The sequence below is a fragment of the Burkholderia cepacia genome (genome assembly GCF_001718835.1).
In the GTDB taxonomy this organism is placed as follows: Bacteria; Pseudomonadota; Gammaproteobacteria; order Burkholderiales; family Burkholderiaceae; genus Burkholderia; species Burkholderia cepacia_F.
This window is the reverse complement of sequence record NZ_CP013443.1, coordinates 2,065,976-2,086,239: the sequence shown is the minus strand read 5'-3', so window position 1 is coordinate 2,086,239 and position 20,264 is coordinate 2,065,976. Positions and strand designations below refer to the sequence as shown.

The 20,264-nt window shown below is 66.9% G+C and carries 19 protein-coding genes and 1 pseudogene; 9 read left to right on the top strand and 11 right to left on the bottom strand.

Annotation, left to right across the window (positions count from 1 at the left end):
- The first annotated feature begins 40 nt into the window (after positions 1 to 40).
- From WT26_RS12925 to WT26_RS12905, 5 genes are all read left to right on the top strand, one after another.
- Positions 41 to 1,369 (top strand): homoserine dehydrogenase, encoded by a 1,329-nt coding sequence (locus tag WT26_RS12925; protein ID WP_059532717.1) that lies wholly within the window; start codon positions 41 to 43, stop codon positions 1,367 to 1,369.
- A 13-nt stretch (positions 1,370 to 1,382) separates the two neighbouring features.
- Positions 1,383 to 2,834, top strand: coding sequence for a threonine synthase (thrC, locus tag WT26_RS12920; protein ID WP_069273053.1), 1,452 nt, complete (start codon positions 1,383 to 1,385; stop codon positions 2,832 to 2,834).
- A 248-nt stretch (positions 2,835 to 3,082) separates the two neighbouring features.
- Positions 3,083 to 4,330 (top strand): gephyrin-like molybdotransferase Glp, encoded by a 1,248-nt coding sequence (gene glp / locus WT26_RS12915; protein WP_069273052.1) that lies wholly within the window; start codon positions 3,083 to 3,085, stop codon positions 4,328 to 4,330.
- A 19-nt stretch (positions 4,331 to 4,349) separates the two neighbouring features.
- The gene (gene moaD / locus WT26_RS12910) at positions 4,350 to 4,607 is read left to right on the top strand and encodes a molybdopterin converting factor subunit 1 (RefSeq protein ID WP_011352296.1); all 258 of its coding nucleotides are present in this window, start codon (positions 4,350 to 4,352) and stop codon (positions 4,605 to 4,607) included.
- A 10-nt stretch (positions 4,608 to 4,617) separates the two neighbouring features.
- Positions 4,618 to 5,094 carry a molybdenum cofactor biosynthesis protein MoaE gene (locus WT26_RS12905; RefSeq protein WP_069273051.1) on the top strand — a complete coding sequence of 159 codons (477 nt, stop codon included), beginning with the start codon at positions 4,618 to 4,620 and terminating at the stop codon, positions 5,092 to 5,094.
- A gap of 149 nt (positions 5,095 to 5,243) precedes the next feature.
- On the opposite strand, the gene WT26_RS12900 is transcribed toward WT26_RS12905, so the two are convergent.
- Entirely contained in the window at positions 5,244 to 5,792 is a 549-nt protein-coding gene (locus WT26_RS12900) for a group III truncated hemoglobin (protein WP_069273050.1), read from the bottom strand.
- Between the two features lie 173 nt (positions 5,793 to 5,965).
- On the opposite strand from WT26_RS12900, the gene WT26_RS12895 reads away from it, so the two are divergent.
- Positions 5,966 to 6,463, top strand: a complete 498-nt coding sequence (locus tag WT26_RS12895; RefSeq protein WP_069273049.1) for an Rrf2 family transcriptional regulator — start codon at positions 5,966 to 5,968, stop codon at positions 6,461 to 6,463.
- A gap of 145 nt (positions 6,464 to 6,608) precedes the next feature.
- On the top strand, positions 6,609 to 9,206 hold the full coding sequence (clpB, locus tag WT26_RS12890) for an ATP-dependent chaperone ClpB (RefSeq protein ID WP_059532736.1): 2,598 nt from the start codon (positions 6,609 to 6,611) through the stop codon (positions 9,204 to 9,206).
- Positions 9,207 to 9,335: 129 nt separating this feature from the next.
- Here the strand turns inward: clpB and WT26_RS12885 are convergent, their stop codons facing one another.
- Positions 9,336 to 9,767: a YidB family protein gene (locus WT26_RS12885; RefSeq protein ID WP_021156497.1), complete on the bottom strand. Its 432-nt coding sequence runs from the start codon at positions 9,765 to 9,767 to the stop codon at positions 9,336 to 9,338.
- Between the two features lie 88 nt (positions 9,768 to 9,855).
- A complete protein-coding gene (locus tag WT26_RS12880) occupies positions 9,856 to 10,485 on the bottom strand; it encodes a ComEA family DNA-binding protein (RefSeq protein ID WP_069273048.1) in 630 nt (209 codons plus the stop codon).
- Positions 10,486 to 10,768: 283 nt separating this feature from the next.
- Here WT26_RS12880 and WT26_RS12875 point away from each other — a divergent pair, with 283 nt between their 5' ends.
- A complete protein-coding gene (locus tag WT26_RS12875) occupies positions 10,769 to 11,221 on the top strand; it encodes a MerR family transcriptional regulator (RefSeq protein ID WP_069273047.1) in 453 nt (150 codons plus the stop codon).
- Complete coding sequence (locus WT26_RS12870) at positions 11,205 to 11,603, top strand: carboxymuconolactone decarboxylase family protein (protein ID WP_069273046.1); 399 nt, start codon at positions 11,205 to 11,207, stop codon at positions 11,601 to 11,603. Before WT26_RS12875 ends, WT26_RS12870 begins: the two co-directional genes overlap by 17 nt.
- A 52-nt stretch (positions 11,604 to 11,655) precedes the next feature.
- Here the strand turns inward: WT26_RS12870 and WT26_RS12865 are convergent, their stop codons facing one another.
- From WT26_RS12865 to trxA, 8 genes and pseudogenes are all read right to left on the bottom strand, one after another.
- Positions 11,656 to 13,029 carry an MATE family efflux transporter gene (locus WT26_RS12865; RefSeq protein WP_069273045.1) on the bottom strand — a complete coding sequence of 458 codons (1,374 nt, stop codon included), beginning with the start codon at positions 13,027 to 13,029 and terminating at the stop codon, positions 11,656 to 11,658.
- Between the two features lie 2 nt (positions 13,030 to 13,031).
- A complete protein-coding gene (locus WT26_RS12860; protein ID WP_155774652.1) occupies positions 13,032 to 14,864 on the bottom strand; it encodes an ArnT family glycosyltransferase in 1,833 nt (610 codons plus the stop codon).
- 144 nt (positions 14,865 to 15,008) lie between these two features.
- Positions 15,009 to 15,269 (bottom strand): type B 50S ribosomal protein L31, encoded by a 261-nt coding sequence (locus WT26_RS12855; protein WP_021156486.1) that lies wholly within the window; start codon positions 15,267 to 15,269, stop codon positions 15,009 to 15,011.
- Positions 15,270 to 15,426: 157 nt separating this feature from the next.
- Positions 15,427 to 16,261, bottom strand: a pseudogene (locus tag WT26_RS12850) (zinc-dependent peptidase).
- A 38-nt stretch (positions 16,262 to 16,299) separates the two neighbouring features.
- Positions 16,300 to 17,856 (bottom strand): MFS transporter, encoded by a 1,557-nt coding sequence (locus WT26_RS12845; RefSeq protein ID WP_069273043.1) that lies wholly within the window; start codon positions 17,854 to 17,856, stop codon positions 16,300 to 16,302.
- Positions 17,853 to 18,353 carry a MerR family transcriptional regulator gene (locus WT26_RS12840; protein WP_059662601.1) on the bottom strand — a complete coding sequence of 167 codons (501 nt, stop codon included), beginning with the start codon at positions 18,351 to 18,353 and terminating at the stop codon, positions 17,853 to 17,855. Before WT26_RS12840 ends, WT26_RS12845 begins: the two co-directional genes overlap by 4 nt.
- Before the next feature lie 128 nt (positions 18,354 to 18,481).
- The gene (rho, locus tag WT26_RS12835) at positions 18,482 to 19,744 is read right to left on the bottom strand and encodes a transcription termination factor Rho (RefSeq protein WP_006478662.1); all 1,263 of its coding nucleotides are present in this window, start codon (positions 19,742 to 19,744) and stop codon (positions 18,482 to 18,484) included.
- A 193-nt stretch (positions 19,745 to 19,937) separates the two neighbouring features.
- A complete protein-coding gene (gene trxA / locus WT26_RS12830) occupies positions 19,938 to 20,264 on the bottom strand; it encodes a thioredoxin TrxA (RefSeq protein WP_006402348.1) in 327 nt (108 codons plus the stop codon).

Sequence of the window (20,264 nt, the reverse complement as noted above, 5' to 3'; positions counted from 1 at the left end):
CACGGCACTCACTACTTCTTACTCATCGATCACACGCAGCATGGAACCGATCAAAGTTGGCCTGTTGGGCTTCGGCACGGTGGGCAGCGGCACCTTCACGGTGCTGGGCCGCAACCAGGAAGAAATCAAGCGACGCGCGGGGCGCGGCATCGAGGTGACGCGCATTGCGGTGCGCAACCCGGCCAAGGCGCTGGCCGCGCTCGGCGGCGATGCCGGCGCTGCGCAGATCACCGACGATTTCAACGCGGTCGTCGATGATCCGTCGATCGCGATCGTCGCCGAGATGATCGGCGGCACGGGCATCGCGCGCGACCTCGTGCTGCGCGCGATCGCGAACGGCAAGCATGTCGTGACGGCCAACAAGGCGCTGCTCGCGGTGCACGGCACCGAGATCTTCGAGGCCGCGCGTGCGAAGGGCGTGATGGTCGCGTTCGAGGCGGCCGTCGCCGGCGGCATCCCGATCATCAAGGCGCTGCGCGAAGGCCTGACCGCGAACCGCATCCAGTACATCGCGGGCATCATCAACGGCACGACCAACTACATCCTGTCGGAAATGCGCGATCGCGGGCTCGACTTCGCGACCGCGCTGAAGGCCGCACAGGAGCTCGGCTATGCGGAAGCCGATCCGACCTTCGACATCGAAGGCGTCGACGCCGCGCACAAGGCGACGATCATGAGCGCGATCGCGTTCGGCGTGCCGGTGCAGTTCGAGCGCGCATACGTCGAAGGCATCAGCAAGCTCGACGCGACCGACATCCGCTACGCGGAAGAACTCGGCTACCGGATCAAGCTGCTCGGCATCGCGCGCCGCGCCGCAAACGGTATCGAGCTGCGCGTGCACCCGACGCTGATCCCGGAAAAGCGCCTGCTCGCGAACGTCGAGGGCGCGATGAACGCGGTCGTCGTGCATGGCGACGCGGTCGGCACGACGCTGTATTACGGCAAGGGCGCGGGCGCGGAGCCGACCGCATCGGCCGTGGTCGCGGATCTCGTCGACGTCACGCGCCTGCACACGGCGGACCCCGAGCATCGCGTGCCGCATCTCGCGTTCCAGCCGGACAGCCTGTCGAACACGCCGATCCTGCCGATCGAGGAAGTGACGAGCGGCTACTACCTGCGCCTGCGCGTCGCCGACCAGACGGGCGTGCTGGCCGACATCACGCGCATCCTCGCCGCATCGGGCATCTCGATCGACGCGCTGCTGCAGAAGGAATCGGAGCAGGTGGACGACGCGAAGGGCGAGACCGACATCATCCTGATCACGCACGAGACGGTCGAGAAGAACGTGAACGCTGCGATCGCGCAGATCGAGAGCCTCTCGACGGTGGTGTCGAAGGTGACGAAGCTGCGCATGGAAGCGCTGAACTGAGGACGGAAGCGACATGAACTACATCTCCACGCGCGGCGCCGGCATCGGCGAGCGCCACACGTTTTCCGACATCCTGCTCGGCGGCCTCGCGAAGGACGGCGGGCTGTACCTGCCGTCCGAATATCCGAAGGTGTCGGCCGACGAGCTCGCGCGCTGGCGCACGCTGTCGTATGCGGATCTCGCGTTCGAGATCCTGTCGAAGTTCTGCGACGACGTGCCGACCGACGACCTGCGCGCGATCACGCGCCGCACGTACACGGCCGACGTGTACCGCAACACGCGCCATGGCGAGAACGCGTCCGACATCACGCCGCTGAAGACGCTCGGCACCGAGAACGGTGCGGCGCTGTCGCTGCTGGAACTGTCGAACGGCCCGACGCTCGCGTTCAAGGACATGGCGATGCAGCTGCTCGGCAGCCTGTTCGAGTACACGCTCGCGAAGCACGGGCAGACGCTGAACATTCTCGGCGCGACGTCCGGCGACACGGGCAGCGCGGCCGAATACGCGATGCGCGGCAAGGCCGGCGTGCGCGTGTTCATGCTGTCGCCGCACAAGAAGATGAGCGCGTTCCAGACGGCCCAGATGTTCAGCCTGCAGGATCCGAACATCTTCAACCTCGCGGTCGAAGGCGTGTTCGACGACTGCCAGGACATCGTGAAGGCGGTGTCGAACGATCACGCGTTCAAGGCGCAGCAGAAGATCGGCACGGTCAACTCGATCAACTGGGCGCGCGTCGTCGCGCAGGTCGTGTACTACTTCAAGGGCTACTTCGCGGCGACGCAGTCCAACGACGAGCGCGTGTCGTTCACGGTGCCGTCGGGCAACTTCGGCAACGTCTGCGCGGGCCACATCGCGCGGATGATGGGCCTGCCGATCGCGAAGCTCGTGGTCGCGACCAACGAGAACGACGTGCTCGACGAGTTCTTCCGCACGGGCGCGTATCGCGTGCGCAGCGCCGAGCACACCTATCACACGAGCAGCCCGAGCATGGACATCTCGAAGGCATCGAACTTCGAGCGTTTCGTGTTCGACCTGCTCGGCCGCGATCCGGCGCGCGTGATGCAGCTGTTCCGCGACGTCGAGGAGAAAGGCGGCTTCGATCTCGCGGCGAGCGGCGATTTCGCACGGGTCGCCGAGTTCGGTTTCGTGTCGGGCCGCAGCAGCCACACGGACCGCATCGCGACGATCCGCGACGTGTTCTCGCGTTACGACACGATGATCGATACGCATACGGCCGACGGCGTGAAGGTCGCGCGCGAGCATCTCGACGCGGGCGTGCCGATGGTCGTGCTCGAGACCGCACAGCCGATCAAGTTCGGCGAGACGATTCGCGAGGCACTCGATCGCGAAGCCGAGCGTCCGGCCGCATTCGACGGGCTCGAGGCGCTGCCGCAGCGTTTCGAGGTCGTGAAGGCCGACGCGCAGCAGGTGAAGGACTTCATCGTCGCCCATACGGGCGCATGACGCATGGCCGGGCCGAGGGCCCGGCTGTGCAGGACGGCCGGAATGCCGATTCGTCGAACGGATCGGGGTTCCGGCCGTTTCGTTTGGCGGAGCCGCGCCGCTGCCGTCAAACCGGCATCTCGCGCGAAACAAGTGCCAGACCCGCGCGTTCGCGCGAATCACAGTTTCCGCATGTCCGCCATATCGCGCGTCCGTGCGACGGCGTCGCTACAATGACGTATTGCATCCAACGATCCCCGATTCCATCGATGTCGAACCCGAATCCCGCGGCGCCGCGCGCGCCGATGCTGTCGACCGCCGAGGCGCTCGCCGCGCTGCTCGACGCCGCGAAGCCGTTGCCCGGCGTCGAAACCGTCGCCACGCTCGATGCGCTCGGCCGCGTGCTGGCGGACGACGTGAGCTCGCCGCTCGACGTGCCGCCGATGCATACGAGCGCGATGGACGGCTATGCGGTGCGCGTCGCCGACCTGCTGCACGGCGAGCGGCGTTTGCCGGTGTCGCAGCGCATTCCGGCCGGCCATCCGGCCGCGCCGCTCGCGGCCGGCACGGCAGCGCGGATCTTCACCGGCGCGACGGTGCCGCCCGGCGCCGATGCTGTCGTGATGCAGGAGCAGGCGTCGGCCGACGGCGAGGCGGTCGAGATCCTGCACACGCCGAAGGCCGGTGAATGGATCACCGCGCAGGGCGCGGATATCCGGCAGGGCTCGGTGATCCTGCCGGCCGGCACGCGGCTCACGCCGCAGGCGCTCGGTCTGGCCGCGTCGGTCGGCTGCGCGCAGTTGCCGGTCGCGCGGCGGATTCGCGTCGCGGTGTTCTTCACCGGCGACGAACTGACGATGCCGGGCGAGCCGCTGAAGCCCGGCGCGATCTACAACTCGAACCGCTTCACGTTGCGCGGGCTGCTGGAGCGGCTCGGCTGCCACGTGACCGACTACGGGATCGTGCCCGATTCGCTCGCCGCGACGCGCGACACGCTGCGCGCGGCCGCGCGCGATCACGACGTGATCCTGACGAGCGGCGGCGTGTCGGTCGGCGACGAGGATCACGTGAAGCCTGCCGTCGAGGCCGAAGGGCGGCTCGCGCTGTGGCAGATCGCGATGAAGCCCGGCAAGCCGCTTGCGTACGGCGCGGTGCGCCGAGGCGACGATCGCCCCGATGCGCACTTCATCGGGCTGCCCGGTAACCCCGTATCGAGTTTCGTCACGTTCCTGCTGTTCGTGCGGCCGTTCCTGCTGCGCCTGTCCGGCGTGCGCGACGTCGCGCCGCGCGCGCTGTCGCTGCGCGCCGATTTCACGCAGGGCAAATCCGACCGGCGCAACGAGTTCCTGCGCGCGCGCATCAACTCGGCGGGCGGCCTCGACCTGTTCCCGAACCAGAGTTCGGCGGTGCTGACGTCGACGGTGTGGGGCGACGGCCTGATCGACAATCCGCCGCAGCACGCGATCAGCGCCGGCGAGACCGTGCGTTTCATTCCGTTTTCCGAACTGCTGTCCTGACGGGGCGGCGCCTTTCGACATGAAGATTCAGCTGAAATTTTTTGCGAGCGTACGCGAGGCACTGGGTGTTGCCGACGAGCAGGCCGACGTGCCGGACAGCGTCACGACCGTGGGCGACGTGCGCGCATGGCTGCGCGTGCGCGGCGGGGCATGGGCCGAGACGCTCGCGGAAGGGCGCGCGCTGCGCATGGCGTGCAATCACGAGATGACCGATCCCGATACGCGGCTCACCGAAGGCTGCGAAGTGGCGTTCTTTCCGCCGGTGACGGGCGGTTGAGGCACCGGCGATGGCAACGGTACGAATCCAGACCGACGACTTCGACCTGACCGCCGAGGTCGCGGCATTGCGTGCGCGCAACCCCAAGATCGGCGCGGTCGCGTGCTTCGTCGGCACGGTGCGCGATCTGAACGAAGGTGATGCGGTCGCCGCGATGGAGCTCGAGCACTATCCGGGGATGACCGAGAAGGCACTCGAGAAGATTGCGACCGAGGCCGGCCGGCGCTGGCCGGGCATCGACGTCGCGATCGTGCATCGCGTCGGCAGGCTCCTGCCGCTCGACCAGATCGTGATGGTCGCCACGGTTGCGTCGCACCGCGGCGACGCGTTCGCATCGTGCGAGTTCGTGATGGACTACCTGAAGACCGAAGCGCCGTTCTGGAAGAAGGAAACCACGCCGGACGGCGAGCGCTGGGTCGACGCGCGCAGCACCGACGATGCCGCGCTCGCGCGCTGGGGGATCGAATCGGGAAACGCACCGCGCTGAGCGCGGCCAAGGGTAAGGGCCAAGGGGCCGCGCCGGTCGCGGACCGGCGTTGCGCGCGGGCCACGCAGGGGCCGTGTCATTGCGTCGCGGCGGGACGGAGACTGCGTCAAAGCGTCGCGCGGCTGCTTCACGCGACTGCTCCGCGCGGCTCAATCCTCCGACGAACCGCGCCCGATGATCTTCGTCGGAAACGGCTCGCCGCGCGTGCGCGACGGCAGGCGATCCGGGTCGTCGCGGCGGCGCGGTGCGATCGCGTCGAGCAGCGCCTGCTGCTCGGGCGGAATCCGGTAATCCCAGCCGAAGCGGCTCAGTTGCAGGCTCTGTGCGATCCGCAGCGCCGGCTCCATGAAGCGGATCGCCGCGGGCGGTGCGTAGCGCGCCTCGACGGTCTTCAGGAACAGCGACAGCCAGCGGCTGAAATGGGCCGGCTCGATCCCGTCGAGCGGCTGGTGCGCCTGCTGCACGTTGCCGCGATAGCCCTTGGTGCCGAGCACGAGGCTCGACCAGAACGTGACCATCTTCGGCAGGTGGTCGTCCCAGCGGCCGGCCAGCTTTGCGTCGAACACGGGCCCGAGCAGCGGATCGGCGCGCACGCGGTCGTAGAACGCGTAGACGAGCGCGCGAATGTTGTCTTCAGTGGGTTCCGCGTCGCGGGACCGGTTCGGCGCGGCGTCGGGCGGGGTAGATGTGGCGGTCATGACGATAAAGGGGCCGGGCGAAGGGTGGGACGCCGGCATGATTTTGACGCACAATAACGTCGGCCAACCCCTCGATAAACGTGCTGATGCCCCGCATCTTATTGCGCGCCGGCGGTCCCGGCAACCGGGCGCGCGCGTAATCAGCGCACGATCATCAAACACCGCTTTCATCCATGAGACTCACCGACTACACCGACTATTCGCTGCGCGTGATGCTTTACCTTGCCGTGCGCGGCGAGGGACTCGCGACGATCCAGGAGATCTCGGATGCCTACGGCATCTCGAAGAACCATCTGATGAAAGTCGTGCAGCAGCTCGGCGAGCTGGGGTGGGTCGACACCGTCCGCGGCCGCAATGGCGGGCTGAGGCTGTTCCCGCACTCGATGCGGCTGACTGTCGGTCAGGTCGTGCGCGCAACCGAGAGCGATTTCGCGCTGGTCGGCTGCTTTTCGGCCGAAGGTGAGTCGCGCGGCTGCGTGATCGAGCCGCAGTGTCGCCTGAAGGGCGTGCTGGCGGCCGCGCGCGATGCGTTTTTCGCCGAACTCGACCGTCACACGCTCGGCGAGCTCGCGCAGCCTGCGTCGCCGCTCGCGGCGCTGCTCGGCATCAAGCCGATCGCCTTCGTGCGGGACGCGGCAGCGCCCGCCGAGCCGTCGCCGCTCGCCAACTGACGCGTACGCCGCGCAGTGCGGGCCGCCCGTTCGCAGATTGCGACGGTCCGCGAGCACTTTTGCGCTGAATCAACCCGAATCTCGCTTGAAAGCCGCATAACCATCCTCATCTTGGTGTTAATCGAAAATTGGAGGTCTCGACAAAATGAGAATCGACAAGCTCACCACCAAGTTCCAGGAAGCACTCGCCGACGCGCAAAGCCTCGCGGCCGGCCGCGACAATCAATACATCGAACCCGTTCACGTACTGGCCGCGCTGGTCGCGCAGCAGGACGGTTCCGCCCGCTCGCTGATGTCGCGCGCGGGTGTTCACATCCAGGCGCTGCAAGGCGCGCTGAACGAAGCGATCTCGCGCCTGCCGCAAGTGACGGGTACGGGCGGCGACATCCAGATCGGCCGCGAACTGGCCGGGCTGCTGAACCAGGCCGACAAGGAAGCGCAGAAGCTCAACGACACGTTCATCGCGAGCGAGATGTTCCTGCTCGCCGTGTCCGACGACAAGGGCGAAGCCGGCAAGCTCGCGCGCCAGCACGGCCTCACGCGCAAGTCGCTCGAAGCCGCGATCGCCGCGGTGCGCGGCGGCTCGCAGGTGCACAGCCAGGACGCGGAAAGCCAGCGCGAGGCGCTGAAGAAGTACACGGTCGACCTGACCGAGCGCGCCCGTGCGGGCAAGCTCGATCCGGTGATCGGCCGCGACGACGAAATCCGCCGTTCGATCCAGATCCTGCAGCGCCGCACCAAGAACAACCCGGTGCTGATCGGCGAGCCGGGCGTCGGCAAGACCGCGATCGTCGAAGGGCTCGCGCAGCGGATCGTCAACGGCGAAGTACCCGAGACGCTGAAGGGCAAGCGCGTGCTGTCGCTCGACATGGCCGCGCTGCTCGCCGGCGCGAAGTATCGCGGCGAGTTCGAGGAGCGCCTGAAGGCGGTGCTCAACGACATCGCGAAGGACGAAGGCCAGACGATCGTCTTCATCGACGAAATCCACACGATGGTCGGCGCGGGCAAGGCCGAAGGCGCGATGGATGCGGGCAACATGCTGAAGCCGGCGCTGTCGCGCGGCGAGCTGCACTGCATCGGCGCGACCACGCTCGACGAATACCGCAAGTACATCGAGAAGGATGCCGCGCTCGAGCGCCGCTTCCAGAAGGTGCTCGTCGACGAGCCGAGCGTCGAGGCGACGATTGCGATCCTGCGCGGCCTGCAGGAGAAGTACGAACTGCACCACGGCGTCGACATCACCGATCCGGCGATCGTCGCCGCGGCCGAGCTGTCGCACCGCTACATCACCGATCGCTTCCTGCCCGACAAGGCCATCGACCTGATCGACGAAGCCGCTTCGAAGATCAAGATGGAAATCGATTCGAAGCCCGAAGAGATGGACAAGCTCGACCGCCGGCTGATCCAGCTGAAGATCGAGCGCGAAGCCGTGAAGAAGGAGCAGGACGAAGCGTCGCAGAAGCGCCTGCAGCTGATCGAGGAAGAGATCGAGCGCCTCGGCCGCGAATACGCGGACCTCGAGGAGATCTGGACCGCCGAGAAGGCCGCGGTGCAGGGCAGCGCGCAGTTGAAGGAAGAGATCGAGAAGGTGCGCGCCGACATCGCGCGTCTGCAGCGTGAAGGCAAGCTGGAGAAGGTCGCCGAGCTGCAGTACGGCAAGCTGCCGCAGCTCGAGGCGCAGCTGAAGCAGGTCACGCAGGCCGAAGAGCAGGAGCAGCACAACCCGACGCGCCCGCGCCTGCTGCGCACGCAGGTCGGCGCGGAAGAAATCGCGGAAGTCGTGTCGCGCGCAACCGGGATTCCGGTGTCGCGGATGATGCAGGGCGAACGCGAGAAGCTGCTGCACATCGAGGAAAAGCTGCATGAGCGCGTGGTCGGCCAGGACGAGGCGATCAGCGCGGTCGCGGATGCGATCCGTCGTTCGCGCGCGGGTCTCGCCGATCCGAACCGTCCGTACGGCTCGTTCCTGTTCCTCGGCCCGACGGGTGTCGGCAAGACCGAGCTGTGCAAGGCGCTGGCGTCGTTCCTGTTCGATTCGGAAGAGCACCTGATCCGCATCGACATGAGCGAGTTCATGGAGAAGCACAGCGTCGCGCGGCTGATCGGCGCGCCGCCGGGCTATGTCGGTTACGAGGAAGGCGGTTACCTGACGGAAGCCGTGCGCCGCAAGCCGTACAGCGTGATCCTGCTCGACGAGATCGAGAAGGCGCATCCGGACGTGTTCAACGTGCTGCTGCAAGTGCTCGACGACGGCCGCATGACCGACGGGCAGGGGCGCACGGTCGACTTCAAGAACACGGTGATCGTGATGACGTCGAACCTCGGCTCGCAGGTGATCCAGGCCATGACGGGTTCGCCGCAGGAAGAGATCAAGGATGCGGTGTGGCTCGAGGTGAAGCAGCATTTCCGCCCCGAGTTCCTGAACCGGATCGACGACGTCGTCGTGTTCCACGCGCTCGACCGCAGCAACATCGAGTCGATCGCGAAAATCCAGCTCGCCCGCCTGCACGACCGGCTCGCGAAGCTCGACATGGCGCTCGACGTGTCGCCGGCGGCGCTCGAACAGATCGCGAAGGTCGGCTACGATCCGGTGTTCGGTGCGCGGCCGCTGAAGCGCGCGATCCAGCAGGAGATCGAGAACCCGGTCGCGAAGCTGATCCTCGCGGGCCGTTTCGGTCCGAAGGACGTGATCCCGGTCGACGTCAACGACGGCCAGTTCGTGTTCGACCGCGTCGTGCACTGATCGCCGGCCATCGGCTGCTCGCCCGGTTCGCGCCGGGCGAGCAAAAACAAACACCCCGCCGAGGCGGGGTGTTTGCGTATGGAGCGGCCGGAACCCGCAGCCGAGGCTGCCGGCCGGCGTCGTGCGGGCTCAGCCCTGCTTGTTGCCGCCGAACATGCCGGCGAGCTGCGTGAGCGTGCCGAGCACGTTCGACGTATCGACCTGGCCGCCGGCCGGCACTTCGCCGTTCGGCGTCGCGCCGTTGACGACGTGCGGCAGCACCTGCGCGAGGATCGACGAAGCCTGCGACGGATCGATGCCGACCTTGCTCGCGAGCGAGCCGACGACGTCGGAGCCGAGCACGTTCTGCAGCGTGTCTGCCGAGATCGGCTGGTTTTCGCCGTTGCCGACCCACGAGCCGATGATGTCGCCGGCGCCGCCTGCCTTGAACTTCTCGATCAGGCCGTTCAGGCCGCCCGGCTGGTTGTTGATGAATTCGAGCGCGGTCGTGATCAGCGCGCTTTGCGAGTTGCCGCCGGCCTGGCCGCCGAGCAGACCGCCAACGATATCGAGGAGACCCATGGTGCTTCACCTTTACTGAAAAGGGCGTCGTGACGACGACGCCCGTTGAACGAATGCCGCGCGCACGCCGTCGCGCGCGCGGCGCACATCAGGCGCCCGACGCCGCGGTGGCGGAGGCTGCCTTGTCCTTCTTGCCTTTCTTCTTCGAACCCTTCGTTGCCTTCGCGGACGACGCGTCGGCCGGCGCGCTTGCATCCGCGGCCGGCGCCGATGCGCCGGCGGCCGCGGCGGCCTTTTCCTTCTTCGATGCGCGCTTGGCCTTGGCCGGTTTCGCCGCCGCGTCCGGCGCGCTTGCCGCCGGCGCGGGCGCGGTGGTCGTCGCGGCGCCCGTCGTGGCCGGAGCCGTCGTGGCCGGCGTTGCGGCCGGCTTCGTCGCCGGCGCCGTCGTGCCCGTCGTAGTGCCCGTCGCCGCGGCCGGCTTCGACAGCTTCACGCCCTTCGGCGGCGTCGACGAGCCGCCGATCGTCAGGCCGTTTTCCTCGAGATGGCCGACCGACTTCGTGCCGAGGCCCTTTACGCGGTTCGCGAGATCGTCCGCGTCCTTGAACGGGCCGTTCTTGGTGCGTTCGTCGATGATCGCCTTCGACTTCACGGGCCCGAGCCCCTTCACGGATTCGAGCGCCGCCTGGTCGGCCGTGTTGACTTCGACGGCCGCGGCAAGGCCTGCGGCGAGTGACAGCGACAGCGCGACGAACAGCATCAGCAGCTTTTTCAGCATGGCAAAGGCTCCCTGGTTCTGACTCTGACGGATGAATGGCTGTTGCAACGGACGGCGGGCGAGAACTGGCCGGGCGTCGCCGTTAAGCATAGGACAAATGCGTGCCCTTTTTAAGACAAGCTGACCGAATCTTGCTGAAGGCTTGCGGCGCTGTAAAGGGCGCAGGCCCCGCCGGACCGCGGTTTTGACGATGTTTGACGGAATCGCCGCTCACGTCGCACTGGCCGTCGACAGGGTGTTGACTTAGAGTGAACTCTAAGTCCTAACCTTGAGCCTGTCTGTCATGTCACCCGTATCGAAGACTTCCGCCGCACGCGCCCTGACGATCGGTCAGGTTGCCGAACTGATGGGCGTATCGACGCATACGCTGCGGTACTACGAGCAGGCCGGCCTGCTGCGCGCGATTTCGCGCACGGCGGCCGGGCACCGGCTCTATGCGCCGGCCGACCTTGACTGGCTGGCTTTCGTGATGCGCCTGAAGGCGACCGGCATGCCGATCGCGCAGATGCAGCGGTTCGCCGCATTGCGAGCACGCGGCGAGCCGACGCTCGGCGCGCGTCGCGAACTGCTGGTCACGCATCGCGACGCGGTGCGCGCGCATCTCGCGGAGCTGCAGGCGAGCCTCGACGTGATCAGCGACAAGATCGCCTATTACGAGACGGCGGAGCGCGACGCGGGGCGACAGGCAACATCCCCACAACCGGAACAGGACGGACACCATGGAACGACTCGTTGAAGACCGCTACACGCGGGGCTGGAACAGACTGAAGGAAATCGACGGCGAAGTGGGCGAGCGCGTGATCGCGGCCCTCGCGCCGATCGCGCCGGACTTCGGGCGGCTCCTCGTCGAGTTCGGTTTCGGCGACATCTACAGCCGCCCGCAGCTCGACCTGAAAGCACGCGAGATCGCGACGATCGCGGCGCTGGCCGCGCTCGGCAACGCGCAGCCGCAGTTGAAGGTGCATATCGAGGCCGCGCTGAACGTGGGCTGCACGCGCGACGAGATCGTCGAGGTGTTCATGCAGATGGCCGTGTACGCGGGTTTCCCGGCCGCGCTCAATGCGCTGTTCGCTGCGCGCGAGGTGTTCCGGCAGCGCGACGGCGAGGTGGCGGCATAGGCAGCTCGGGGGGCCGCCTGACGCGGGCGGCGCGTGCCCGTCATGCGCGCTTTCAGGCGGGTTCGGGCGAGGGCGCCGGCGCGCGGCTCACGGCGCGGCTCACATGCCGCAGGTACAGCACGAGCCCGGCGCCCGCGAGCATCAGGCTGACCGTGTTCGCGAACCAGAAGCCGCGCGCGCCCGTCAGCCATGCGGGCGCGATGCCGCCCACGTCGAAGCCGAGCACGTAGCCGCCGCTGAGCCCGACACCCCACAGCGCGACCGCATAGATCACGGTCGGCACGACCGCGACCTTGTAGGCCCGCAGCACGAACGCCGACGTGACCTGCAGCGCATCGAAGACGTGGTAGCACGCGACGATCGCGACGAGCGGCATCGCGGCCGCGGCGACGGCCGGGTTCGGCGTATAACCGCCGATGATCAGCGGCCGCAGCACGAACACGAGCAGGCCATACAGCGCGGCGATCCCGCCCGCGAGCGTCACGCTGTGCCGGCCGAGCAGGCGGGCTTCGTCGGGCCGTCCGGCGCCGAGCGCGCGCGCGACCAGCGTCGATGCCGCCACGCCGATCGACAGCGGCGTCATGTACAGCACCGCGCCGATGTTGCCGGCGATCTGGTGGCCGGCGAGCGTCGTCGTGCCGAATTGCGCGATGAACAGCGCCATGCACGTGTACGACGTGACCTCGATCAGGTACGACAGGCCCATCGGCACGCCGAGTTTCAGGATCGCCTTCTGGCGTTCCCAGACCGGCCAGCAGAAGCGCGAAAAGATCGCGAGCGGCGCGAACACGTCGAGCTTCGCGAGCAGCGTGTAGCCGATCAGTGCGAGCGCCCAGTTGATCAGCGTGCTCGCGAGCCCGCAGCCGGGGCCGCCGAGGGCCGGTACGCCGAACCCGCCGAAGATGAACCACACGTTGAGCGGAAACTTGAGCAGCAGCGCGCCGATCTGCAGGATCATCGCGAGGCGCGGCTTGCCGGCCGCGTTGGTCAGCGCGTTGTAGATGCGGAACACGAGGCTGGCGGGCAGCCCGTACGACAGGATGCGCAGGTAGTCGACGGTGCGCTCGTGCAGCGCGGCGGGCGCGTGGGCGACGCGCAGCAGCGGCTCGGGAAAATGCAGCAGGAGAAAGCCGGGCACCGCGAGCAGCAGCGCGAGCCACAGCGCCTGGCGCACTTCCTCGCCGATCTCGGCATAACGCCGCGCACCGTACAGTTGCCCGGTGATCGGCTGCAGCGCGGACAGGATGCCCGTCAGGCCGATGTAGATCGACACGTAGATCGACGAGCCGAGCCCGAGCGCGGCCAGATCGACGGCCGAGTAGCGGCCGACCATCGCGGTGTCGATCACGCCGAACGCGATGATCGCGAGCTGGCCGACGAGTACCGGCCACGCGAGACCGACGATCCGGCGGATGTCGCCGAACATCGTCAGTCGGCCGGCTGACGGCGCGGCGGACGCCGCTTGACGGGCGTCTTCGGCCGTTCGATGCGCTCGTACAGGCGGAAGCGCTCGTCGCGGTCGGCGACGCGGCGGCCTTCCCACACGAGCCGCCACACGTATTGCGACATCGAGCTCGGCTCGCCGAAGTCCGCGTGGTCCTGGCGCAGGATCACGTCGCAGTCGCCGGAGAAGTCGAAGCGCATGTTGCCGAAATACGCGAAGGTCGCGATCTGCGCGTCACCGAGCCGCACCGGCGAGATGCACTCGTAGTCGGACGGCAGGTGCACGGCGATCTGCTGCGCGACGTCGCGATAGGTCCGGCCGTAATTGACGATCGGCAGCCACAGCGTCATCAGCAGCACCCACATCAGCGTGGTGCCCGCACCCGACAGCACGACGCTGCGCCACAGGACCTTCGGCTGCCGCGACACGCGCCACCTCGCGAGCAGGAACCAGCAGACCGTCACCGCGACCGCGCAGATGAACGACAGGATCTTGAAGTGCGGCTCGTAGCCGGGCACGAGCCGCGCGAGGTTGCGGGCGAGCGGGTGCGGGAAGCCCGTGAGCGAGGCGAGCCACACGAGCCACACGAAGGTACCGAGGATCGTGAAGCTCAGCACCGCGAACCAGTCGATCGCGTTGATCGCGCCGCGCTTGAGGGTCGGCAGCGCGAACGTCGCGAGCACCGCGAGCGGCGGCATCAGCAGCATGTACATGCGGTTCGACTGCTGGCTCTGCAGGATCACGAGCGCGACGAGCGGCACGGCGACCGACAGCGGAATCGCGACATGCGCGCGGCGGCGCATGCCGGCCCAGCTCCACCATGCCCAGATCGCGAGCGGCCACGCGGGCCACGTGAACAGCGGCAGGTTCTTTGCCGCATAGCCGAGCACAGCGGTCGGCGGGCCGGAAAAGCGCATCAGGCTGCCGCGCACCCATTGATCGAAGAACCAAGCGGCGTCGTCCGGCGCCGCGGCGAGCGCGGCGAACACCCATAGCGCGATGATCGCGGCGGCGAGCGGTACGCCGACCAGCGGCAGGCGCAGGTTGCGCATCTCGGGCGTGACGAGCCACAGCACGGCCGTGCCGGCGAGCAGGGCGACGACGAGCACCGGGTTGCCGGACAGGGCGACGAGGCCGATCGCGAAACCCCACCACAGCGCGCCCTGCATCGGCTTGTCGATGCCGCGGACGATCCCGTAGACGAGCATGGCGATCCACGCGAACTGCGCCAGCTGCGGCGTCGTTTCGTGCCCGCGCTCCGCGAGGCCGAAGCAGGCGACGAGCACCAGCAGCGCGCCGTCGGCGAGCGTGCGGCCGTAGTCGCGCGGCTCGGGTTCGCCGCCGAATGCGTATTTGAACGGCTGGACCTCGGCGCGCCGGCCGAGCAGGTAGGCCGCGTACCAGACGAACGCGCACGCGACGCAGAACAGCACGCCGGTATCGACGCGCGACGCGTTGCTCGCATCGACCCACGGGCCGAGGCCGCGGATCGACAGCGCGCCGAGCCAGTAGCCGAGCGGCCCGTCGGTCGTGATGAACTTGCCGACGAGGTTCGGCAGCAGCCAGTCGTGCCAGCCGCCCTTGGCCATCGTCCACATCACGCCGAAGCCTGCCGCGTCCTCGTTCTTCCACGGATCGCGGCCGAACAGGCCGAACGCTGCGTAGACGAAGCAGAGGGTAAGCAGCAGCCAGCGCGGCAGCGCGCGCGTGGCGGAGGCGGTGAGACGGACGACAGGCTTCATGCAGATGAGCGATTTGTTATGGGCGGGCAGCCGGCGCGGGCGCGCGCGGTCGAGCCGGTTTCGAGCATCCGGCATTGTAGACGCGCCGGCTGTTGCGCGTCAGGTCGTTGCCCGGACGCCGGCCGGCGCTTGCCCGGCGAGCAGAGACAAAAAAGGGCAGCCTGGGCTGCCCTTTTGTGCGATACCGGTGCATTGCAACCACCGGATGCGGTGCAAAGCTTACTTCGCCTTGCCGCTGGCGCGAACGCCGAACTTGTTCTTGAACTTCTCGACACGGCCTGCCGTGTCCATGATCTTTTGCTGACCCGTGTAGAACGAGTGCGATTCCGACGACACTTCGATCTTGGCGAGCGGGTAGGTCTTGCCGTCGAGTTCGATGTTCTCACGCGTCTGGATCGTCGAGCGCGTGATGAACTTGAAGCCGTTCGACATGTCTTGGAAGACGACTTCGCGGTAGTCCGGGTGAATGCCAGGTTTCATGATTTTCCTTGGTGAGAGCGGTAGCCAACCCGCCGCTTGCCGTGCCGTGCCGCACAAAGTTGCGCGATCCAGCCGACGTCAAGCCCGGCGCGAGCCACTTGCCTAAGGTCGAAAAACGGCGATTATGCCAGAAAATCAGATGGTTGACGAATTATTTTCACGGTGCGTCGAGTGCGCCGGTGCCCGCCGGATCCTGCCGGTAGTAGCGCGCGAGCAGCCGGTACAGCTCCGGAAATTCGGACTCGAACGCTTTCGGCCGTACGAACAGCGCTTCGCTGCACACCGCGAAGAATTCGGACGGGTGGTCGGCCGCATAGGGATCGATCAGCGAATCGCGCTCGAAGCGTGCCCACGCGCGGTCCGGCACCGCGTCGACGCGCGCACAGAACTGGTCGTACGCGTGCTCGAACACGTCGGCCCAGGCCTGTGCATCGAGGTGCGGCGCGTGCCAGCGGCGAAAAAGGGGCGGATAGCCGTCGGCCGCGCCGTTGACCATGTCGATCTTGTGCGCGAACTCGTGGATCACGACGTTGTACGCGTCGCGGCCGTCCGTCATCTGCGCATCCTCCCACGACAGGATCACGGGGCCGCCTTCCCAGGCCTCGCCGCTCGCATCCTGCTCCACTTCGTGGACGACGCCGTCCTCGTCCTGCACCGTCTTGCGGATCAAGAATTCGCCCGGATACACGACGACGCCGACCCAGCCGTCGTACAGCGACAGGTCGAGATTGAGCACGGGCAGGCAGGCCTGCGCGGCGATCGCGACGATCATCGCGTCGGTCAGCTCGAGCCCGTGCGCGGTCGAGAACGATTTCTTCGCGACGAACAGGCTCGTCAGTTCGCGCAGCCGGCCGAGCGCGTCGGGCGACAGCCGTCGCGAGGAACGGCAGGCGCTCGACGGTGTCCTGCCACAGGGCGTCGGGGATCGGGTGGCTGCGCAGCGCGCGGTCGCGGCGGCGGTCGTCGAACCAGCGGGTCAGTTTCGAGAGCATGAAAGCGGCTCGCGGAAATCCAAAGCCTGTCTTTTAACTCAATCGATGTCTTTTTGCCATGCCGCGAAGAGGCCGCCGACGAGCGCCACGCCCGCCAGGAAGTAAAAGCCGTCGAGCGACGCGAGGAACGACGCCTGTTGCGCGACCATGCGCGCGATCGACGCGATCGCGAGCCCGTGCGCGTCGTTCAGCGCGTGGCCGGCGGCCGCATAGCTGCGCGTCAGCGCATCGACGGTCTGCTGGAACAGCGGATCGAACACGTTCGCGCGCTCGACGAGTCGCGTCTGGTGCACGGCCACGCGGTGCTGTTCGACGATGATCACCGACGACGTCGCAAACGAGATCGTCAGTTGCCGCACGATGTTCTTCAGCCGGTAGCCGTGCGTATATTCGTCGATCGCGAAGATCCGGAACGTCAGGTTGGCCACCGGCAGCACGATGAAGAGCAGCAGCAGCCCGCGCAGCAGCAGCGGGACGATCAGTGCGGCTTCGCCGACCTGCGGCGTCATGCGCGTCATCCACAGCGCGGCCGTGATGGCGATCGCGAACCCCGGCACGACGAACCACTTCTTGTGCGTGACGAATTTCGCGTAACGCAGGTAGGCGAACAGCGCGGTGGCCGAAATCAGCGACATCGTGCCGACGAGCCGCCCGGCGTTCTCGACCGGATAGCCGAGCCCGCCTTCGAGAAACCGCGAGGTCAGGTAACTGAAGCCTGTCGACTCGTAGTAATAGAACATGTAGAGCAGCAGCCCGACCTGGAACGTCCGTTCGCGGAACGCGTGAAGGCGCACGAGCGGCGTCGGATGGTTCCACTGGTGATACGCGAACCACGCAAGCGCACCGATCCCCGCGATCGTCAGCAGGATCAGCATCGGCGAGCCGCTGTAGAGCTGGTAATGCACCTGCTGCAGCACGATCTGCAGCGCACCTTGTGCGAGCGCGAACACGACGTACGGCCAGAAGTGTCCGGAGCCGCGTTCGTCGTCGGGCAGGTTGCCGGTGTCGGGCAGCGTGAGCAGCGCGAGGATCGCGAACGCGATGCCGGCCGGCGCCGTGCATGCGAACAGTGCGCGCCACGTCGAATGCGCGACGAGCAGGCCGCCCACGATCGGCGCGAGCGCGCTGCCGATCAGGATCATGATCAGGAACGCGCGCGTCGCAGGCGGCCGTTCCTGCGGCTTGAAACTGATCTGGATCAGGATCCGGCACGCGCCCATCATCGGGCCGATGAAATATCCCTGGAAGCCGCGTGCGAACGCGAGTTCGAGCGACGTATCGGCGAGCGCGGCCGCGATCGCGCCGAACGAGAACATCAGCATGCAGCCGGCGACGTAGCGGCGATGGCCGAGCCGGTCGACCCACCATTGCTGCTGCAGGATGCCGAGCACGGCCGTGACCGCGTAAGCGCTCGACGACCACACGAGTTCGTCGGGCGAGGCGTTGACGCCGCCCGCGATGTAGCTCGCGAAGAACGAGAAGGCCGCGTTGTCGAAATAGTCGATGCCGGTGACGAGCGCGAGCGCCCACGGGAACAGGTCCGCGCGCAGGTTCGCGCGGCTCCACAGCGGCGGGCGACCGGGCATCGCGTTCATTCGCGCGCCTTGCGCGCGCGCCGCGTGCCGGTTTCGGCCTGCCGCTGCGCGATCAGCGCGTCGGCGTTTTCGCCGGCAAGACGCCGCTCGACGTAGTCGATGTCGTGTTGCAGTTCCTTGCGCAGCGCGACGGCTTCCTTCAGTTCGCGCTGGACGGCCGCGATCCGCCGGTCGAGCGTGTCGATCTGCTCGGCGAGACCGGTGCGGATCTCGCGCAGCGACGCGTCCGAATAGCGGCGCCGGCCGTCGCCCGTTTCTTCCAGCGGGCGCTTCAGCATTTCGGTGATGCCGTGCAGCGAGAAGCCGAGCGCGCGCAGCCGCAGGATGCGCGAAAAGCGCTCGAGGTCGGCTTCGTCGTAGAGGCGGTAGCGGCCCTCGCTGCGCGACGGCGTGACGAGCCCGCGCTCCTCGTAATACTTCAGCGTGCGCGGCGTGACGCCGAGTCTCGACGCGGCGTCGCTCACGGTCAGCAGCGGGTTGGGGGCGTCGTTCGGCATGGGGCGGGGGGATTCGATCCGGGCGATGGCGCGATTATAGATCAACCTGTACGTTCACGTTCAGGTTGGCGCCGAAAAACGGCCGCCGGGCAGGATGCGCGGGCGGCCGTTCGGAGCGGGGCGGGCGCTTAGCCGCCGCGACGCATCAGGTCGAAGAACTCGGAGTTGCTCTTGGTTTGGCGGATCTTGTCGAGCAGGAATTCCATGGCTTCGACTTCGTCCATGTCGTGGATGAACTTGCGCAGCACCCAGATCTTCTGAAGGATCTCGGGCTTGATCAGCATTTCTTCGCGGCGCGTGCCCGACTTGTTCAGGTTGATCGACGGATATACGCGCTTTTCCGCGAGGCGGCGCTCGAGGTGCACTTCCATGTTGCCGGTGCCCTTGAACTCTTCGTAGATCACGTCGTCCATGCGGCTGCCGGTTTCGATCAGCGCGGTGCCGATGATCGTCAGCGAACCGCCTTCCTCGATGTTGCGCGCCGCGCCGAAGAAGCGCTTCGGACGCTGCAGTGCGTTCGCGTCGACACCGCCCGTCAGCACCTTGCCCGATGCCGGGATCACGGTGTTGTATGCGCGTGCGAGACGCGTGATCGAGTCGAGCAGGATCACGACGTCGTGCTTCATTTCGACGAGGCGCTTGGCCTTCTCGATCACCATTTCGGCGACCTGGACGTGGCGCGTGGCCGGTTCGTCGAACGTCGATGCGATCACTTCGCCCGCGACCGAACGCTGCATTTCGGTCACTTCTTCAGGGCGCTCGTCGATCAGCAGCACGAACAGGATCACGTCCGGGTGGTTCTGCTTGATCGCATGCGCGATGTGCTGGAGCATCACGGTCTTGCCCGACTTCGGCGACGCGACGAGCAGGCCGCGCTGGCCCTTGCCGATTGGCGCGATCATGTCGATGATGCGGCCCGTGACGTTCTCTTCGCCGCGCATTTCGCGTTCGAGCGACAGCGGCTTGTTCGGGTGCAGCGGCGTGAGGTTCTCGAACATGATCTTGTGTTTCGAGGCCTCGGGCGGCTGCCCGTTGACTTTGTCGACTTTCACCAGCGCGAAGTAGCGCTCGCCGTCCTTCGGCGTGCGGACTTCACCTTCGATGGTGTCGCCGGTATGCAGGTTGAAGCGGCGGATCTGCGACGGGCTGATATAGATGTCGTCGGTGCTCGCGAGGTACGACATTTCCGGCGAGCGCAGGAAGCCGAAGCCGTCCGGCAGCACTTCGAGCGTACCGTCGCCGAAGATCGTCTCTCCCGTCTTGGCGCGCTTTTTAAGAATGGCGAACATCAACTCCTGCTTGCGCAGGCGGTTCGCGTTTTCGATCTCGAGGCCATTGGCCATTTCGATCAGTTCGGACACGTGCAGAGACTTGAGCTCGGATAAATGCATACGGAGAACCCGCCAGGGAGGAGACGACGAAAGAAATAAAGGGAGGAGGGCGAGCGGAAGCGCTCAGAGACTTAAATGCGTCTTGTAGACGTTTTTTGATTCTAGCATAGGCCGATTCGCGCTTGAGCGAGCGAACGGCGGCTTGACGACGGACGTGTTGCCGGTTGACAACACGTCCGCGGAACTGCCGGTATTACAGGTGGCTGTCCAGGAATGCGGTGAGCTGCGACTTCGACAGCGCGCCGACCTTCTGCGCGGCGGCCGCGCCATTCTTGAACAGGATCAGCGTCGGGATGCCGCGCACGCCGAACTTGGCGGGCGTTGCCTGGTTGTCGTCGACGTTGATCTTCGCGATCTGCAGCTTGTCGCCGTAGTCCTTCGCGACTTCGTCGAGGATCGGGGCGATCATCTTGCACGGGCCGCACCATTCGGCCCAGAAATCGACGAGCACGGGCTTGTCGGACTTGACGACGTCCTGTTCGAACGATGCGTCGCTGATGTGTTTGATCTGTTCGCTCAT

Excerpts from the sequence above, each read along its gene's own strand:
- WT26_RS12925 (WP_059532717.1), top strand. The coding sequence starts at position 41 with ATGGAACCGATCAAAGTTGGCCTGTTGGGCTTCGGCACGGTGGGCAGC.
- thrC (WP_069273053.1), top strand. The coding sequence starts at position 1,383 with ATGAACTACATCTCCACGCGCGGCGCCGGCATCGGCGAGCGCCACACG.
- glp (WP_069273052.1), top strand. The coding sequence starts at position 3,083 with ATGTCGAACCCGAATCCCGCGGCGCCGCGCGCGCCGATGCTGTCGACC.
- moaD (WP_011352296.1), top strand. The coding sequence starts at position 4,350 with ATGAAGATTCAGCTGAAATTTTTTGCGAGCGTACGCGAGGCACTGGGT.
- WT26_RS12905 (WP_069273051.1), top strand. The coding sequence starts at position 4,618 with ATGGCAACGGTACGAATCCAGACCGACGACTTCGACCTGACCGCCGAG.
- WT26_RS12900 (WP_069273050.1), bottom strand. The coding sequence starts at position 5,792 with ATGACCGCCACATCTACCCCGCCCGACGCCGCGCCGAACCGGTCCCGC.
- WT26_RS12895 (WP_069273049.1), top strand. The coding sequence starts at position 5,966 with ATGAGACTCACCGACTACACCGACTATTCGCTGCGCGTGATGCTTTAC.
- clpB (WP_059532736.1), top strand. The coding sequence starts at position 6,609 with ATGAGAATCGACAAGCTCACCACCAAGTTCCAGGAAGCACTCGCCGAC.
- WT26_RS12885 (WP_021156497.1), bottom strand. The coding sequence starts at position 9,767 with ATGGGTCTCCTCGATATCGTTGGCGGTCTGCTCGGCGGCCAGGCCGGC.
- WT26_RS12880 (WP_069273048.1), bottom strand. The coding sequence starts at position 10,485 with ATGCTGAAAAAGCTGCTGATGCTGTTCGTCGCGCTGTCGCTGTCACTC.
- WT26_RS12875 (WP_069273047.1), top strand. The coding sequence starts at position 10,769 with ATGTCACCCGTATCGAAGACTTCCGCCGCACGCGCCCTGACGATCGGT.
- WT26_RS12870 (WP_069273046.1), top strand. The coding sequence starts at position 11,205 with ATGGAACGACTCGTTGAAGACCGCTACACGCGGGGCTGGAACAGACTG.
- WT26_RS12865 (WP_069273045.1), bottom strand. The coding sequence starts at position 13,029 with ATGTTCGGCGACATCCGCCGGATCGTCGGTCTCGCGTGGCCGGTACTC.
- WT26_RS12860 (WP_155774652.1), bottom strand. The coding sequence starts at position 14,864 with ATGCCGGATGCTCGAAACCGGCTCGACCGCGCGCGCCCGCGCCGGCTG.
- WT26_RS12855 (WP_021156486.1), bottom strand. The coding sequence starts at position 15,269 with ATGAAACCTGGCATTCACCCGGACTACCGCGAAGTCGTCTTCCAAGAC.
- WT26_RS12845 (WP_069273043.1), bottom strand. The coding sequence starts at position 17,856 with ATGAACGCGATGCCCGGTCGCCCGCCGCTGTGGAGCCGCGCGAACCTG.
- WT26_RS12840 (WP_059662601.1), bottom strand. The coding sequence starts at position 18,353 with ATGCCGAACGACGCCCCCAACCCGCTGCTGACCGTGAGCGACGCCGCG.
- rho (WP_006478662.1), bottom strand. The coding sequence starts at position 19,744 with ATGCATTTATCCGAGCTCAAGTCTCTGCACGTGTCCGAACTGATCGAA.
- trxA (WP_006402348.1), bottom strand. The coding sequence starts at position 20,264 with ATGAGCGAACAGATCAAACACATCAGCGACGCATCGTTCGAACAGGAC.